General features: G+C 40.4%; 11 protein-coding genes. 6 read left to right on the forward strand and 5 right to left on the reverse strand.

The features are described from left to right. Positions 1-10 precede the first annotated feature (10 nt). From ABWV72_RS19195 to ABWV72_RS19205, 3 genes are read left to right on the forward strand one after another with little or no spacing between them, the layout of a single operon-like run. A complete protein-coding gene (locus ABWV72_RS19195) occupies positions 11-1,186 on the forward strand; it encodes a DUF4350 domain-containing protein (protein WP_353372445.1) in 1,176 nt (391 codons plus the stop codon). After that, on the forward strand, positions 1,183-2,229 hold the full coding sequence (locus ABWV72_RS19200; RefSeq protein WP_216046356.1) for an AAA family ATPase: 1,047 nt from the start codon (positions 1,183-1,185) through the stop codon (positions 2,227-2,229). Before ABWV72_RS19195 ends, ABWV72_RS19200 begins: the two co-directional genes overlap by 4 nt. After that, entirely contained in the window at positions 2,226-3,563 is a 1,338-nt protein-coding gene (locus ABWV72_RS19205) for a DUF58 domain-containing protein (protein ID WP_216046357.1), read from the forward strand. The genes ABWV72_RS19200 and ABWV72_RS19205 overlap by 4 nt, the downstream gene beginning before the upstream one ends. A 24-nt stretch (positions 3,564-3,587) precedes the next feature. On the opposite strand, the gene hemN is transcribed toward ABWV72_RS19205, so the two are convergent. Further along, positions 3,588-4,955: an oxygen-independent coproporphyrinogen III oxidase gene (hemN, locus tag ABWV72_RS19210; RefSeq protein ID WP_353372448.1), complete on the reverse strand. Its 1,368-nt coding sequence runs from the start codon at positions 4,953-4,955 to the stop codon at positions 3,588-3,590. A gap of 174 nt (positions 4,956-5,129) precedes the next feature. Next, on the reverse strand, positions 5,130-6,545 hold the full coding sequence (locus tag ABWV72_RS19215) for a TonB-dependent receptor (protein WP_216046359.1): 1,416 nt from the start codon (positions 6,543-6,545) through the stop codon (positions 5,130-5,132). Between the two features lie 191 nt (positions 6,546-6,736). Between ABWV72_RS19215 and ABWV72_RS19220 the strand changes: the two genes are divergently transcribed. Then, positions 6,737-7,585 (forward strand): substrate-binding periplasmic protein, encoded by an 849-nt coding sequence (locus ABWV72_RS19220; RefSeq protein WP_353372450.1) that lies wholly within the window; start codon positions 6,737-6,739, stop codon positions 7,583-7,585. A 122-nt stretch (positions 7,586-7,707) separates the two neighbouring features. Beyond that, positions 7,708-8,154: a DUF2721 domain-containing protein gene (locus ABWV72_RS19225; protein ID WP_216046361.1), complete on the forward strand. Its 447-nt coding sequence runs from the start codon at positions 7,708-7,710 to the stop codon at positions 8,152-8,154. Between the two features lie 57 nt (positions 8,155-8,211). On the opposite strand, the gene ABWV72_RS19230 is transcribed toward ABWV72_RS19225, so the two are convergent. After that, positions 8,212-9,327, reverse strand: coding sequence for a c-type cytochrome (locus ABWV72_RS19230; protein WP_342804885.1), 1,116 nt, complete (start codon positions 9,325-9,327; stop codon positions 8,212-8,214). Positions 9,328-9,657: 330 nt separating this feature from the next. Here ABWV72_RS19230 and ABWV72_RS19235 point away from each other — a divergent pair, with 330 nt between their 5' ends. Beyond that, positions 9,658-10,449 carry a hypothetical protein gene (locus ABWV72_RS19235; RefSeq protein WP_353372453.1) on the forward strand — a complete coding sequence of 264 codons (792 nt, stop codon included), beginning with the start codon at positions 9,658-9,660 and terminating at the stop codon, positions 10,447-10,449. Between the two features lie 77 nt (positions 10,450-10,526). On the opposite strand, the gene ABWV72_RS19240 is transcribed toward ABWV72_RS19235, so the two are convergent. Continuing rightward, positions 10,527-11,918: a M24 family metallopeptidase gene (locus ABWV72_RS19240; RefSeq protein WP_353372455.1), complete on the reverse strand. Its 1,392-nt coding sequence runs from the start codon at positions 11,916-11,918 to the stop codon at positions 10,527-10,529. A gap of 56 nt (positions 11,919-11,974) precedes the next feature. Further along, positions 11,975-14,476 carry a TonB-dependent receptor gene (locus ABWV72_RS19245; RefSeq protein ID WP_353372457.1) on the reverse strand — a complete coding sequence of 834 codons (2,502 nt, stop codon included), beginning with the start codon at positions 14,474-14,476 and terminating at the stop codon, positions 11,975-11,977. Positions 14,477-15,037: the final 561 nt, after the last annotated feature.

Genomic DNA, 15,037 nt, shown 5'->3' on the forward strand with positions numbered 1-15,037 from the left:
GAAACGCAACATGAGTACCTCAAATTTACAGCCTGTGGAAGCAAAGCAAACCTGGACAGTACGGGTATTAATGGCGCTGATAATATTGGTTGCTGGCGTGTTTTTGTATAATGGATTTGAGTCTTATGAAAAAGTAACCGACATAGGTTTTAATGACGAAGCCCGCGAACAACCGTTTTTAGCGGCTAAATTGTTCCTTGAGGCGGAAGGTACTGAAGTACAATTACTGGAAGATTACCGTTTGTTGTATGCCAACAATGAATCTGCCATTTTTCCCACCACAGACGACACCATCGTTTTATCCGAAGGCGAAATTGCGTTATCTAAGGCTATAGCGAAGCAACTGATTGACTGGGTAAAATCTGGTGGTCACCTGATTATGGCCCTTAATGCTAGCCAAGACGCAGATGTTTTTCGCGCCAATGCACTTATTCAAGAATTAAACCTCGCTGTTAATTGGTTGCCAGAAGACACCGAGAACGTGTTTACTCCAACTGAAATAATCAACCCAGATGACCAGCCCCTAATGGTTAATTTAGAAAACCGTTATCGTTTAGTTTTACCTGCAGATCCAAGTGTTTTTTATACTGCAGGGGATTTATACGGGCCCACATTTGCGCAAATGGAGATGGGCGATGGATTGGTTACTATGTTAACCGATGTTTATATTTGGAATAATTATCAAATAGCTTACGAAGATAATGTGGAGCTATTAGATCAATTAGTGGGCAACTCATCGAAAGTGTACGTTTTTTCGACCCAGGAACTGCCTCATTGGTTTAGTTTATTGTACGATTTTGCGCCTTATTTTATCTGGTTCGGTAGCGTATTGCTTGCCCTAAGTATGTGGCACTGGGCGATGCGTTTTGGTCCTATTTTGCGTATCGATGAACATAATTACACGCCTTTTTCATTGCATATTAAAGCCGCTGGTGAGTTTTATTGGCGGCAAAAACAGCAGCGGGAATTAATCGACGAAATTCGTCATTCTATTATTGTCGCTTTACACAAAAAGCGCCCCGCCACTAAGAGTGCAGACAAACAACAAATGCTTGAACAATTGTCACAGATAAGTCATTGGCCAATCGAAACCATCAACACACTTATGTTTAGTCAAGCTCAAGTTAATGAAACCCAATTTACCCAAAGTATAGCGAGTCTCCAGACTCTCAGGAAAATGTTATGAATGACGCTGAATTAGATCCCAATCCAACGCCCGAGATACCTGTGCAAGAAGATAGTGTTGAAGGCCAAGTAGAATCGTTAATTGATGGTCAAACCCTTGAAAAAGCATGTGCGCAAATTAATGCTCTGAAAAGCAATGTTCAGCGCCTGTTAATTGGTCAAAATGATGTTGTAGAACAAGTGATTATTGCTTTCTTAGCTGGCGGCCATGTGTTACTTGAAGGGGTGCCAGGTTTAGGCAAAACCTTGTTAATACGCGCGTTGGCAAAGAGCATCGACTTAGATTATAAACGGGTGCAATTTACACCTGATTTGATGCCTGCCGATGTAACAGGTCACTCGATGTTAGACATGGCAACTGGTAAATTCGCGTTGCGCAAGGGGCCGGCTTTTACGCATTTATTACTGGCAGATGAGATTAACCGAGCGCCGGCAAAAACTCAGGCTGCGTTATTAGAAGTGATGCAGGAATATCAAATCACCATTGATGGGCAGAGTATGCCGCTAGAAACCCCATTTATGGTGTTGGCAACCCAAAACCCCATCGACAATGAAGGCACTTACCCGTTACCAGAGGCTGAACTCGACCGCTTTATGTTGAAGGTGCTCGTGAGTTACCCAGAGCATCAGGATGAAATCACCTTAACCAAACTGAATACTGAAAATCAAACAGGTATAGTCAATGCCTCGATTCAAAGTGTACTGAGCAAGCAAGATGCATTATCACTTAAAGCCTTGGTAAGTAAGGTGCTTATAGACGATAAGGTTGTGGACTATGCGGTAGGCTTAGTGCGTGCAACCCGTGAGTGGGATGGGATTGTGCATGGTGCAGGGATCCGCGCAAGTATAGCGCTAGTGCAAGCGGCGAAAGTGAAAGCCCTATGTGAAGGTCAAGGCTTTGTGACTCCTGACCACATTAAAGCCATGCTCTTACCTGTTTTGCGACATCGTATTATTTTGTCTGCAGAGCGGGAAATATCCGGTTCTTCGGCAGAGCAAGTGCTATCAGAAATAATTCAACAGGCGGCTTCTCCAAGGCAATGAAACGTATTAGGTTAGCTCCTTCAAAGCGATTACTTAAATGCTTTGCTGTGCTGTGCATAGTGGGTTTGGCATTGCCAATTGTTATTCATTTTAATGGCTTAACGCAATTGTCTGGTTTACCCATGGGACTGGCGCTAATTGCTATTGCATTGGCTGGGTACGATTTAATTATCAGTCGCCACCCACCGCAAGTGGCAGTTAAAAGAGAAGTGCCGAGCAATTTATCCGTGCATGTGGAACAAAAGGTTAGCATTGCTATGGCTAATCGTGGGTATTATACCTTGAGCCTCCAGTGCAGTGAGATAATCCCTGAGCACTGGCATTGTTCTAACAACTTTCACGGTTGTCGATTAGAACCCGGACAAATCGCAGAGTTTGACTATCAAGTTACGCCAAGTCGAAGGGGGCCTTCGCAAATTTCGGCTACTGAAATTAAAGTCGAATCGAAGTTTGGCTTTTGGGATTATGTGTATTGGATTGAACACGTTAGCGAACATAAAGTATTCCCTAATTTTACTGCCATTTCAGATTTAGCTGGTTTGCAAGGTAGCGTTAACTTAACCCAAGCAGGCTTAAAAAAGTTTAATAAACGTGGCAGTGGCATGGATTTTCTGCAGTTACGTGACTATCGTGAAGGCGAAAGTATTAAACAAATTGACTGGCGAGCAACTAGCCGGTTTAACAAACTCATTTCAAGAGAGTATCAGGAAGAAAAAAATCAGCATGTCATCATAATGTTAGACTCAGGCCGACGTATGCGTGTGCAGGACGACGATCTGAGCTATTTTGATCACGCACTTAACTCATTGATCATGCTGTCTTACACCGCTTTGAAAAATGGCGACAACCTTAGTTTGCAAAGCTTTGGAAGTGAGTCTCGCTGGTTAAGTCATGTTCGAGGGGCCCAAAATGTCAGTAAAGTCATGCAGCATTTTTATGATCTGTATCCGCAAAAAATAGCCAGTGATTATTTAAGTGCAGCCCAAGAGTTGTTGGTCAAGCAACCGAAACGAGCGTTAATTTTGCTAGTCACTTGTCTTCGTGATGAAGATTTTGAAGATTTGCTCAAAGCGGTACAATTACTTAAAGCTAAGCATTTGGTGGCCGTAATTAGTATCGAAGAGCCTATTTACAAGCGTATTGACGACGAGCCAGTAGAAACGTTCGAACAAGCAATTATGTATGCCTCAGCCCATAAAATTAAAAAATCCATAGATCGTAATGTACAACGCTTAAAACAAAAGGGCGTAATTTGCATCAATGCGCCAGCTTCTCACCTCACTCCAAATGTATTAAATACCTATTTGAGTATTAAAAAGGCTGGCTTACTGTAGCGTTCAAATGTGAGCCTAAGCTGTTTAAATGACGGTTGAGTATCTATGTATATGTTGATTTTTAATATACCCGTCAAAGCTCATACAAATATTTCTTATCAGCAATCTAGCTTTGTTTTTGACCTTAATTTGCAATGCATCCACTTCCACAAGATTGTCGTCTACAAAAGGTTGTAACGAACGCAGACTTTGCTGGAAATAGCTGTCGAAATTAATGTCGTATAGGTTTTCAACTTGGGATTTGTCGACTTGAAAATTACACATTAATTGGCTAATGACAAAGCCCCTTATTTGGTCATCGAGATTTAATTTAACCCCCTTGTGAACCGCGTTATCTGATTCATTTAAAGCTTGGTAATAGTCGGCTAACTGTTTGTAATTCTGACTATAACAGTCACCAATATTACTAATAGCCGATACGCCAAACCCTAATAAATCACAGTTTGCATGGGTGGTGTAGCCTTGGAAGTTTCGGTGTAATTGGTGGCGCTTTTGAGCCAAGGCAAGTTCGTCATTAGGTTTGGCAAAATGATCCATACCGATCATCATGTAGCCTGCATCTAGGAATCGTTCAATTGCCAATTTCATCAATGCCAGTTTTTGCGCAGCATTGGGGAGCCATTCATCACGCAATTTGCGCTGCGCTGGAAAGCGTTCAGGTAAATGCGCATAGCTAAACAGCGATATCCGTTGCACACCCATTTGAATCACTTTGTCCAAAGTGCGTTCAAATCGGTCGGGTGTCTGATGGGGCAAACCATAGATAAGATCTAAATTAACGGATCTGAATCCAATCTTATTCGCTTGGTTAACGATTTGCTCGATCAATTCAGTGGACTGAACTCTATTTATCGCTTTTTGCACCTGCGGATCGATATCTTGAACGCCGATACTGAGTCGATTAAAACCGATGTTAGCAAGGTGATCGATATAGTCTAAAGTTAAGTTTCTGGGATCTATCTCTATGCCAATTTCAACATCTTGGCTGAGAACGAAATGGTTTTTTAACACGGCCATTAAATTCGAAAGTTGTTGTTTACTGAGAAAACTGGGCGTACCTCCGCCTAAGTGAATTTGCCGAACAACATGCTTTTTAAAGAGCTTTTGGCGCTGGGTAATTTCACCTATTAAATAGAACATATAGTCGTCCGATTTTTCAGGGTGACGAGTAACTATTTTGTTGCAGCCACAGTAATAACAAAGGCTATGACAGAACGGAATATGTATATAAAGAGACAGATCTGTATTAGGTGAGGTTTTTACTGCTTTGATCAAATCATCATTGTAGAAAGACTCGTTAAAGGATAATGCCGTAGGGTAGGAGGTATAACGTGGCCCATTAGTATTATACTTTTCAAGTAATTGAGGATCGAAAAAGCGTTTTGAGTTCATGTTGTTTTCGCAATAATCATTTAGTCATTGCAGTTTAATTGGTTAGCGAAATCCTTTATTGATCTTGCGCAATATTTTGCTGATTTTAGAAATGTATTAATAAAAGCTGAATTGGAAGTAAAAAAAATGGCAGATAATCTGCCATTTTTTAGGTGTGAATACGTACTGCCGTCGTTAGCGTTCTCGATAACCAAAAAACTTATTTGCTATGATTTCTTCAGCAACACTTTGTGGAACCGCATTTTCCCATTCTCCGCGACCTGAGGAGAGTTGTTTCAATAAGTCTCGGGAGTAAATCGAAAATAATTCGTTATCACTGCACTCAATACCAGCAAGGTAGCCATTTTCCAATAAATGTCGATATAAGAAGCGTAGATGTTCTGGCACTTTAACTAGGGTGAAATCGTTAAGTTGGCCATTCTCGTCTATCTCAGGGTAAATATACATTCGGGTATTGTCTGGAAATAGTTTACCAAAACCTTCCATTATTCCGCCTTCAACCCCTTTATAGCTGTCTTCATCAAAAATCTGTTTGATGTTAACCATGCCCACTACAATGCCAATTTGCATTTTTGTGTATTGGCGGAAGTAAGCCCGCAACGAGAAATAACGGGTATAGTCTGAAACCATTACGTTATAACCCAACGAATTAAGCAATTGCACTCGCGCTACTATGTCTTTTTCGGGCATTTGCGCGTCATTCCCTTTCATATCATTTAATGATATTTCAGCAATAACCGCGGTATTCGATTTACTCACATCTTTTAGTTCATAAAACGAGGTTTGCCCTTGTTCTATCATATCTACATTGAGTTTAGTGACTGGTCTGAACGAGCCGCGAATGGTTAGGATATTCTTTTTGTACAACAATTCAGCCGGGATCGCCACGCTGCCATCGGGTTTGAACATAACTGCACGGGTCTTCCAACTGCGGATTAAGTGCAGATTCTTCGCGCGATTGTCTACATCAAGGAAGTAAGGACCTTTGAAGTCGATAAAATCAATTTCAACACGGTTAGGTTTTATATTATCGGTTAATGAATCGATAATCATTTTAGGATCTTCAAAATAGAAATAAGCAGCGTATATTAAGTTCACACCAATTACGCCTAATGCTTGCTGCTGAGCTTCAGCATTGTCGTCAAACATGCGCACATGTACTTTGATATCAGAAGGCTCTGCACCAGGGTACATTTGAATACGAATACCAATCCAAGCGTGACATTCGTTTTTGCGGCCAAAGCTCTTAGCAGCTACTGTTGCGGCATAGGCAAAATAACGAGAACTTTTAGAGCGAATATTGCCAACTCGATCTACGACTAAATCGAATTCTTGTTCCATCATTGCTTGAACGCGAGCTTGGCTCACATAACGTCCGTCTTGTTGCACACCATAAATAGCATCTGAAAAAACCATGTCATAGGCAGACATTGTTTTAGCTATGGTTCCGGCTGCCGCGCCGGCTATGAAAAATTGTCTGGCAACCTCTTGTCCTGCGCCTATTTCAACAATAGTCCCGTATTTTTTTTCGTCGAGATTGATTCGTAATGCTTTTTGACTTGTTGATCTAGAACTGACTTGTTTATCCATTAATTTCCCCAACTGATGTGCCACGGTGGAATAGTAGAATATCCTAAAAAAGAGTTACAGAGAAAATTTGTATTAAATAACTGAAACTTACGTGACTACATCAGATGGAATGCTGTTAAAGCTAGTTTAAAAATAGCAAATTTAGAATTCTGACTTAAACTTAGGGTGGTTTATTTATGGAGGCCACCATTATGAAAATGCTTAAAATGCTATTAGTAATGAGTTTGTCTTTTGCCTTAATTGCATGCAGTCCACAACAGGCAACGTTGTCAAGTCAAACATCTGAAGAACAGCCCTTGAAAGACTCTCAACTGTCAACTGATAACGAAGTTGAATCCCCCCCTTGCTCATATAGTTTAGGTTTTGATATCTGGGAACCTTACCAATACATCAACGTTGATGGTGAGGTGAGTGGCGTCGATATTCAAATTATCACTGGTGTTATTAATGAAATGGGATGCACGGTTTCTTATGTCCAAGGTACCTGGGTTTCGCTTTTAGAAGACTTACGCTTAGGTAACGTCGATATGCTCATTGGCGCATCAAAAACCCCAGCGCGAGAAGAGTTCGCGTATTTTAGTGCACCTTACCGCACTGAGCAGTTCTCATTGTACATACGCAATGATGATAAAAAGCGTGCCGCCTATAATGATATAGATGAGTTTATCGCTAATGGTAGCAAAATAGGCGTCGTAGGTGACTACTATTACGGGCCTCAAATTACCATTTTGCAAGATAGCAAAGCGTCCTCTAATAACTTTGTGAGTGGTATTATGGGGGAATTAAATATTGCCCGATTATTAGATATGGATATTGACGGTTTTTTAGAAGATAGCTTTGTGGGAGCGTCAATACTGCGCAGAAAAGGATTAGATAACTACATTGTTGAACATGGCTTTACAGTTACTACTGGAGATATTTACGTCATGTTCAGCCAGTCAAGTGTAGCTGAAGCAGATGTTCAAAAATTTAATTCGGCGTTAGATGACTACATGCAAATGGATAGCTACAAACATACGCTGCAAAAATACAGTAGATAATGTCAAAGATGTTTGCATTGACTAAGCGTTGCGCGGTTTTTTAGGTGTCATTGTCAAGAGTTCTGTACATTTCCACTATTCATTTGGTATAAGAGCATCACAAATCAAATGATGGGGAAGTAATGGAACTTAATTTAAATGAATCTGCTGTTGAACTGATTCAATTGTCACTGGCACCGGTGTTTTTAATTGTTGGTATGGGTCAAATGATGAACGTCATGACCGGCCGTTTAGCGAGGATCATTGATCGGGCTCGTTACTTTGAAAGAATTGGTGATGTTGACCCATCTAAGATTACCGAAAAAGCTAAAAATGAATTAAAAGCCCTACGCCGCAGAATGCGCTTTGCCAACTGGGCTGTTACGTTTTTAACAGCAGCAGCTGTGACCGTGTGTCTGGATGTTATTTTATTGCTGATGAATGGATTGACTGTGGTGAATTTGGATACGACTATTATTTCGATGTTTATTCTGGGAATGGTGCTTATCACCGGTGGATTGATTTCGTTTTTCTTAGAAGTCAGTGTGGCTAACGCTTCCCTTAAAATTCCATCATACAAAGACTATTAAAAAAGCCATGTTAACATCAGTTAACATGGCCAATGAACTAAAAACAGATATAATAGATTAATGTCCTTGCGGCGTTTCCGCTAAGGATTCTAGCCCCTCTGCACGTACTACCGGATAACCTAAATTCATCCAGCCAAAAATCCCTTCATACAACACAGCGGTATTGGCATAACCTGCTTGGTTAAACTGATCCATAACGTACTCTGCCGCCGCTCGAGGGCAAGAGCAATATCCCACGATTAATACATCTTTTGGCATTTCTCCAACGCGCTTTTCGATATCAGAATAGTAAGGAAATGGTACTGAGCCAGCTAAATGCGCCCGTTGCCACACAGAAGTGACCCGCGTATCAATCAGCACCATACGCTTTTTAGCCTGCATGGCCCTATACAGCGCTTTAGAGGAAACATATTTGCCTTGATCTAAGTTAAATGAAGGATCTTCACCTTGCGGATTAATAACGTACTGATCAGGTGAAGGGATTTCTTTTAGTGGCACTTTAGTGATTTTTGCATCACTGGCTTTACTGCGAATAAAGGCAGTGAGATTATCAATATCAGTTTCTGATAATTTGTCGGAAAAGGATAGCATGGGCGTATCTTCGCGACCTTTTTCGATGGCGTAACGAATAAATTCATCTTTATTGTGAGCTAAAAAAGAGGGGTTAAAAAGCGCCGGAGCGGTAACACCTTCGCCGTTTTCACCGTGGCAAGTGGTACAATTTTGCTGATAAATAGTCTCTCCTTTAACTATATCGCCATTCACAGGGTTTTCACTCAGTTTTACTCTCTGCGCCCCAGACTGCCAGAATAACCAATACGTTAGATCCCAAGTTTCATCCAACGTCATGGGGCCGCCCACTTCATCTAAGTAACCCCCCATGGCAGTGCCGTGGCGACCATAAGACATAGGACGTAATATTGAGTGTGGAACGCCCGATTCAAATAAACTTTTGCTACGTAACGAAGGTGCGTGGTCGTTTTTATGACCTTCGCGATCATCACCATGACACAATGAACAGTACTTCTTATAATTACTGGCGGCCAATGTTGCTTGCTCGGCCGTCAGCTCACGGGGAGGTTCTTGCTTTTCATAAACACGTTCAGCGTTTGCCGAAAAAGAAATACTAAAGCTAACTAACAATATCCATATTAATCCAGTCACTCTTTTCACGACAACGTCTCTATGTTTAGGTTTGAAAGATTATTTAACGCTTAAATTGGCTTTTTATCAATCAAATATCTGCCTTGAACACAATCAATACTTTCTAGATAAGAGGCAATAGCATCCTAGGCCATTAATTTAGGTTGTCATGCTTGTTCTAACGCTGCCATCAGTCGTGATTGTCTATTTTCCTTTTATTTTGATTGTGGTTTGGTTTTTTTACCCAATTCGTTGTTATCGTGTTGTTAATTAAGTAACTGATTGACTTAATCTTTATCGATAAGAGACAATCAGGTTTAAGACATTCTAAAAACGATAAATATAGGTCACTAGGGAAAAATGATGTGGGAATTCACTAAAACGCTTGTTGTACTAACCTGTCTAACATTATGTGCTTGTTCGTCACCTTATACTGTCATCACCACCGAGCAGGTCATTGATAAAGACGACGAGGTTATGCTTTTGAAGGGGTATAAAACAGCCTATTTAATAGCATCAGCCGAAAATGCACTTAATGATTTTTCCGGCACTAATAGTCGGTACATAGATAATAGTACCACCCTTGAAATCGTTAAGAATGAAGGCGTAACTATCTTTGATGCTCCACTAAACATTACGGAAGTTCGTGATTGTTATAAAATCGACTATGCTCCATCAAGCAACTCAAATCAGAACTCTGGTAAAGATGAAACCTATTTTATTAAAATTAGCAAAAGCAGTGTAGCCAACTTATACATATTGAACCTGCTTGAATCTTGCACTTTAAATGATATGCAGATGGACAAATTTACTTATATGCCGGTGATTTTAGAAAATAACATTGCCACGTTTTTTACCTTTTCTGATAAAGAGCTAAAGAAGTTAACTTGGGATTGGTATAATGACTTAAATTTTGTGAAACGTTATTGGTTAGGTGTCAGTGAAAACGATTCAAATGATGAAGACGAAAAAAAGAGTATGCCTATCATATTTGAAAATGCCCGTGGACTCGTCGCCGTAATGGAATATGTTTATTATCATAAGCATTCGAGCACGCCGGTGCGGGTGCAATTAGGTGAAAGCACTGATGAGCAAAGAGCATTGTTTAACCAATATTCTCGTGCCACGGCAAGGAAGGCGGCAAATCAATAATTTAAGTTAAAATACCGATAACAAAAAAATGCCTCAAGAGAGGCATTTTTTATGCTGATTTGGATTGCTTAATTGCATCAAATAATGATCGTTTGATCACCTACATTATTGATCGCTTCACTACCATCAGCCGTTATTAAGGTTAGATCTTCTAAGTGCGCAGACCCACCAATTCCAGCTTCTAGTAATGGACAATCGACACTAAGAATCATACCTTTTTCTAACACAAGATTCTCATACTTTGCGCCTGGCATTTTACCCACATGATCTGTGTGAAAAAGACCGACACTATGCGGTGAAAAAGACACTCTGTAATTGCCACCTAACTTTTTCAGAGTAGATTGGCCTAAAGCTGTGATATCTGAGAATTTCATCCCAGGTTTCATTGAATGCCTTACTTCGTCCCACGCCATGCCAATCGTCTTAGTGATTTTGGCCAGTTCTTTATTTGGTTCACCAATAAAGACTGTACGTCCATAATCACCATGGTAACCATCTGCATGGCTCACCGCGTCAATTAAGAACGATTGACCATCTCTAAACGGTGCGTCAAATAAATCTGCACTCACACGGTCTATCACCATAAATTCGCCGGTATTGCCACGTTTAGCTGCCTCTGCATAATAAATGCGTCTAAGGTCACGATAAGTGGCACCAGCTCGAATTGATTTCACCGCCGCAATGGCCGCTTCAGCGTTCGCTGGCGCTGCACGACGCATCAATTCAATTTCTACATCTGATTTATAGGGACGAATACGTCGTAATGCGTCATCTGCGTCAACAATCGAAACATTAGGTAGAGCTGTTGATATTAACTCCCAAGATGCGGCGTTATCTGTTGCTATTCTCGCATTGGTTAGACCTAAATCGCTAAATGCCTTTTTAAATGCAGCTCGAGAACCAACAAAAGCGCCGTATTCTTTGGCTGTCTCCCGAGTACGATTCTCACGATTACTCTCAATCTCATCTAAACTGGTTAAATGACGATCTGGGAATATCATTAAATTGGCAGTTTGATCTGCAGATGGATCATCCTTATCAGTACCTCTATGCCCACTATACATATAAGTCGAGAAGTCATCTGGAGCAATTACATCTGCTAACTGGTAGTAGTATGTAAACGAAGGCATAACCAAACCATTTGGCATATTGTCTTGACGGGTAATAATCGAAAATGAATTAGGACCATGCCCCATCGTTAAGGTAATTGGTCGATGCCCAGTTGAATAGTAAAAATTGACGCCTTGCCCGAGTACTAGGGCGTCAATATTCAACATGTCCATAACTTTATAAGCTCTGGCTAAGTTGATGCGTGGACCTGATAGCGGGGGAGCAACAATAAAGTCATCAGTAAATGAACTGCTTTTTGCGCTGTCTGCGCTGCTAGCAGAGCTAGCAGCACATCCTACTAATGGTAGGGCGGTAGCCATACCGACACCGGCCATGAACTCACGTCTATTTAACTTCATTTTTCCCTCTGATTTAGAGTTTTTGAACATTCTTTAGCCTCATTCAAAGTTAATGTTTAAAACGCTAGTGATAACACAACGCCTAGCTCTCTTGGCTGCATAGCAGAAACGTGCACAGCTCGGAGCGTATTTAATGTTGAAATTTTAACAGGTACTTCACCGAAGAATGCTAAACCTGCGCCTGTTACCCAACCATCTTCATCTAGTAAATTATCGGCATATAGCTCAATTGAAAGATCATCACGTGTGAAACCAACTTTTAAGTTCACTTTTTGATATGCGTCTACCCAAGTTAGGTTATATGAATCAGTATAGGTTTTACCGTTGTATAAAATATCTACACGTGTATACCAATCCCAGTCTGTGGCTAACTCTAAAGTATTGGTATAAGTACCAGACAGGCTACCACTCCATTTTGGAAAACGAGGAAGGGTATTACCATCAACTTTAAATCCATCTGCTGTGGTTAAATTAAATAGAGGTGTAAGACCGGTTAATGAATAGTCTTCATATTTAGCATCGGTATAATTCGCTGTAAGAGATATATCAAAGTTGTTGCTGACTACATAGCCGCCTTCAAACTCCACCCCTTTAATTTTTGACTCTCCAGATACAAATCCACTTTGAAAGCCAGTAGCGCCAGGCGGTAAAAAGGATATGCTTGATTTCATATTTTCCCAAATCATCGAATACAAAGCGGTTGAATAGCTTAGTTTGCCTTCCATTAATGATTGTTTAACCCCAATTTCGTAACTATCTAGATATTCAGGTGGTACCTCGTCTTGTAAACCCGGATTTTCAGCTTGCACTATGGCTTTATCTTCAGGATCTAAGGCAACAAAGGAACTGTTGAACTGACCCGGTAAGGTACCTTTTGAATAACTTGCATAGGTCATCATGTTGTCAGTTGGATTCCATTTGAAAATTGCACGAGGTAGGAATTCTTTAGATGTTAGTTTTCCGGTCGCAATTGGTTCGCCAAATGTGCCACCAAAGCGAGTAACTTCATCGTTCTGCCAACGTCCTTCAAGGGTTAAACCTAAGTTTTCGGTAAAGTAGTAATCAAATGAACCAAAAATACCTAGGGTCTTGATTTCATCATCGTTAGGAGTTGAGTTTTGTGCACCAACTATTCGAACTTCAAATGGGGTGGCAGCAGTATCGAACAGAATTGAATTGGTTGCCTCAACACCATTTGAAAAAGCGGCGTGGATTTCTTGTTTATAATAATTAATACCCATCAAGGCTCTAAACTTGCCGCCAGCATCGTAGCTTAAGCGTATTTCACTTGAAAAGTCTTCGAAGAACGATGGCGTGCCGATATACACTGATTGTCCATCAGAGTTGTCACCGTCGCGAATACCCATTAAATCTTGATCGTTATAAGAAATGTTACCATCCAAATCAAACTCGTCATTTATGACATATTCGAAGCTAGCGGCAAGTCTTGTCATTTGGCGACGTAATCCAAAATGGTCAAGGTAAGGGGCATCTTCAATATCTTGTACACTACGACTATTCCCTACCATTAAGTCTCGAATGTCTACCTCTGGCAAAAAGGCTCCACCATCTTCGAATATCGGAAAGGTGGTGTTACGAGAAACAACCACACCGTCAGAAATCTCAGGTAAAGCGCCACACCACAAGTTTCCACCTAAGGTCGTTTCAGTGGCAATACCGTCTCCGTTAAGAACCGTTACAGGAGTACCTGCTTCGCAGTTACTAAATTCACTAAATTGAATAGCTGTGGCGGCGGGGGCGGTATCTTCATCTTCTACATAGGATGCTCGAAATTTAATTTTTAAATCTTCTGTTGGAGTATATAAAAGAGATAAATGCGCAGCGTTTGTGGTTTGTTCACCTAATGTACCACCGTCATTTGCCGTGTAAGCCGATCCATTTTTAAATCCTGAACCGGTTAAGCTTGCGGCTAACACATCCTCTATTAAGGAACCATGTACAGAAAATGAAATATTGCTAGAACCAAAGTTAGGGCTATATGCAGCATTGAATTTTCCACCAAACTCTCCAGATGGATCTTTGGTAATATAGTTGATCGCTCCACCAAATGTTGAACGGCCAAAGTGGGCTGATTGTGGGCCGCGAATAACCTCCACTCGCTCAATATCTTCAAAGCCTATTGATTGTGCGCCACCAAGCACATATACACCATCTACAAACAGTGATCCAACTTGGTTTGATGGTAATGAACTTTCTGAGGTAAGGCCTCGAAAGCGTATTGCCGGTAATAATCGTCCAGCAAAGTTGCCACCTTGATCTTTGAAATCCAATCCTGGCGCAAACAAGGTTAAATCTTCTAAATTACCAATACCGGCCTTTTCAATATCTTCTGCAGAAAATGATTGGACAGCTAGTGGTACGTCGAGGATCCACTCATCGCGTTTTCGAGAAGATACAACGTCTATCCGTTCTATATCTTCTTTTTCGTTTACATTTGTTTTCTCTTGGGCATAGGCAGCAGAAAAAAAGTTATTTTCTGATACGCCTGTCCCGCTCATATTCATCAAAACAAAGACACTTAATAGTTTTTTGTTCATGGTTATCCTTTGATGTAATTAGTCTATTGATTGGCTGTGATGTTTCCACAAACAATATGTAGGATAAGCTGAATTTAGGTCTACTATGTTTTCGTAAAAGGTGGCTTTATTTCGTGAATACCATTCGCGCTTCGCGAATTGCAGACCAACTTTTTGTGTTAGTTGTGTGAAAAATGCAAACAATAATGTTATAAAGATATGATGATGGGTTTTATATTGCAAGGCTATTGTGCGTGATTGAGAAATCTGAGGTATTGCATCAAGGGATAAAATAGTTTCAGTAATAGGTAGTTATCAGTTAATCAAACTCGCATGAAACTAGGGAATTTACACTAGGGAATTAACAACATATTATTTTTCAAAGTGAACATAAATTGTTCACTATGAAATATTGAGACTGAGCGGATATCGAATATTATTATTAACTTTTTGATTTTTAATTGATTTAAATAATTTTGGATTTTGGCATGAACAGTGCTTTGTTTGTTGTAGTAAATAAATTTACGAGATATTTGCGACAACTTACCTTCCTCTTGAAAAATGTAAATAGGGAAATTTTAG

The sequence above is a fragment of the Aliiglaciecola sp. NS0011-25 genome (assembly GCF_040370605.1).
GTDB lineage: Bacteria > Pseudomonadota > Gammaproteobacteria > Enterobacterales > Alteromonadaceae > Aliiglaciecola > Aliiglaciecola lipolytica_A.

Excerpts from the sequence above, each read along its gene's own strand:
- ABWV72_RS19195 (WP_353372445.1), top strand. The coding sequence starts at position 11 with ATGAGTACCTCAAATTTACAGCCTGTGGAAGCAAAGCAAACCTGGACA.
- ABWV72_RS19200 (WP_216046356.1), top strand. The coding sequence starts at position 1,183 with ATGAATGACGCTGAATTAGATCCCAATCCAACGCCCGAGATACCTGTG.
- ABWV72_RS19205 (WP_216046357.1), top strand. The coding sequence starts at position 2,226 with ATGAAACGTATTAGGTTAGCTCCTTCAAAGCGATTACTTAAATGCTTT.
- hemN (WP_353372448.1), bottom strand. The coding sequence starts at position 4,955 with ATGAACTCAAAACGCTTTTTCGATCCTCAATTACTTGAAAAGTATAAT.
- ABWV72_RS19215 (WP_216046359.1), bottom strand. The coding sequence starts at position 6,545 with ATGGATAAACAAGTCAGTTCTAGATCAACAAGTCAAAAAGCATTACGA.
- ABWV72_RS19220 (WP_353372450.1), top strand. The coding sequence starts at position 6,737 with ATGAAAATGCTTAAAATGCTATTAGTAATGAGTTTGTCTTTTGCCTTA.
- ABWV72_RS19225 (WP_216046361.1), top strand. The coding sequence starts at position 7,708 with ATGGAACTTAATTTAAATGAATCTGCTGTTGAACTGATTCAATTGTCA.
- ABWV72_RS19235 (WP_353372453.1), top strand. The coding sequence starts at position 9,658 with ATGATGTGGGAATTCACTAAAACGCTTGTTGTACTAACCTGTCTAACA.
- ABWV72_RS19240 (WP_353372455.1), bottom strand. The coding sequence starts at position 11,918 with ATGAAGTTAAATAGACGTGAGTTCATGGCCGGTGTCGGTATGGCTACC.
- ABWV72_RS19245 (WP_353372457.1), bottom strand. The coding sequence starts at position 14,476 with ATGAACAAAAAACTATTAAGTGTCTTTGTTTTGATGAATATGAGCGGG.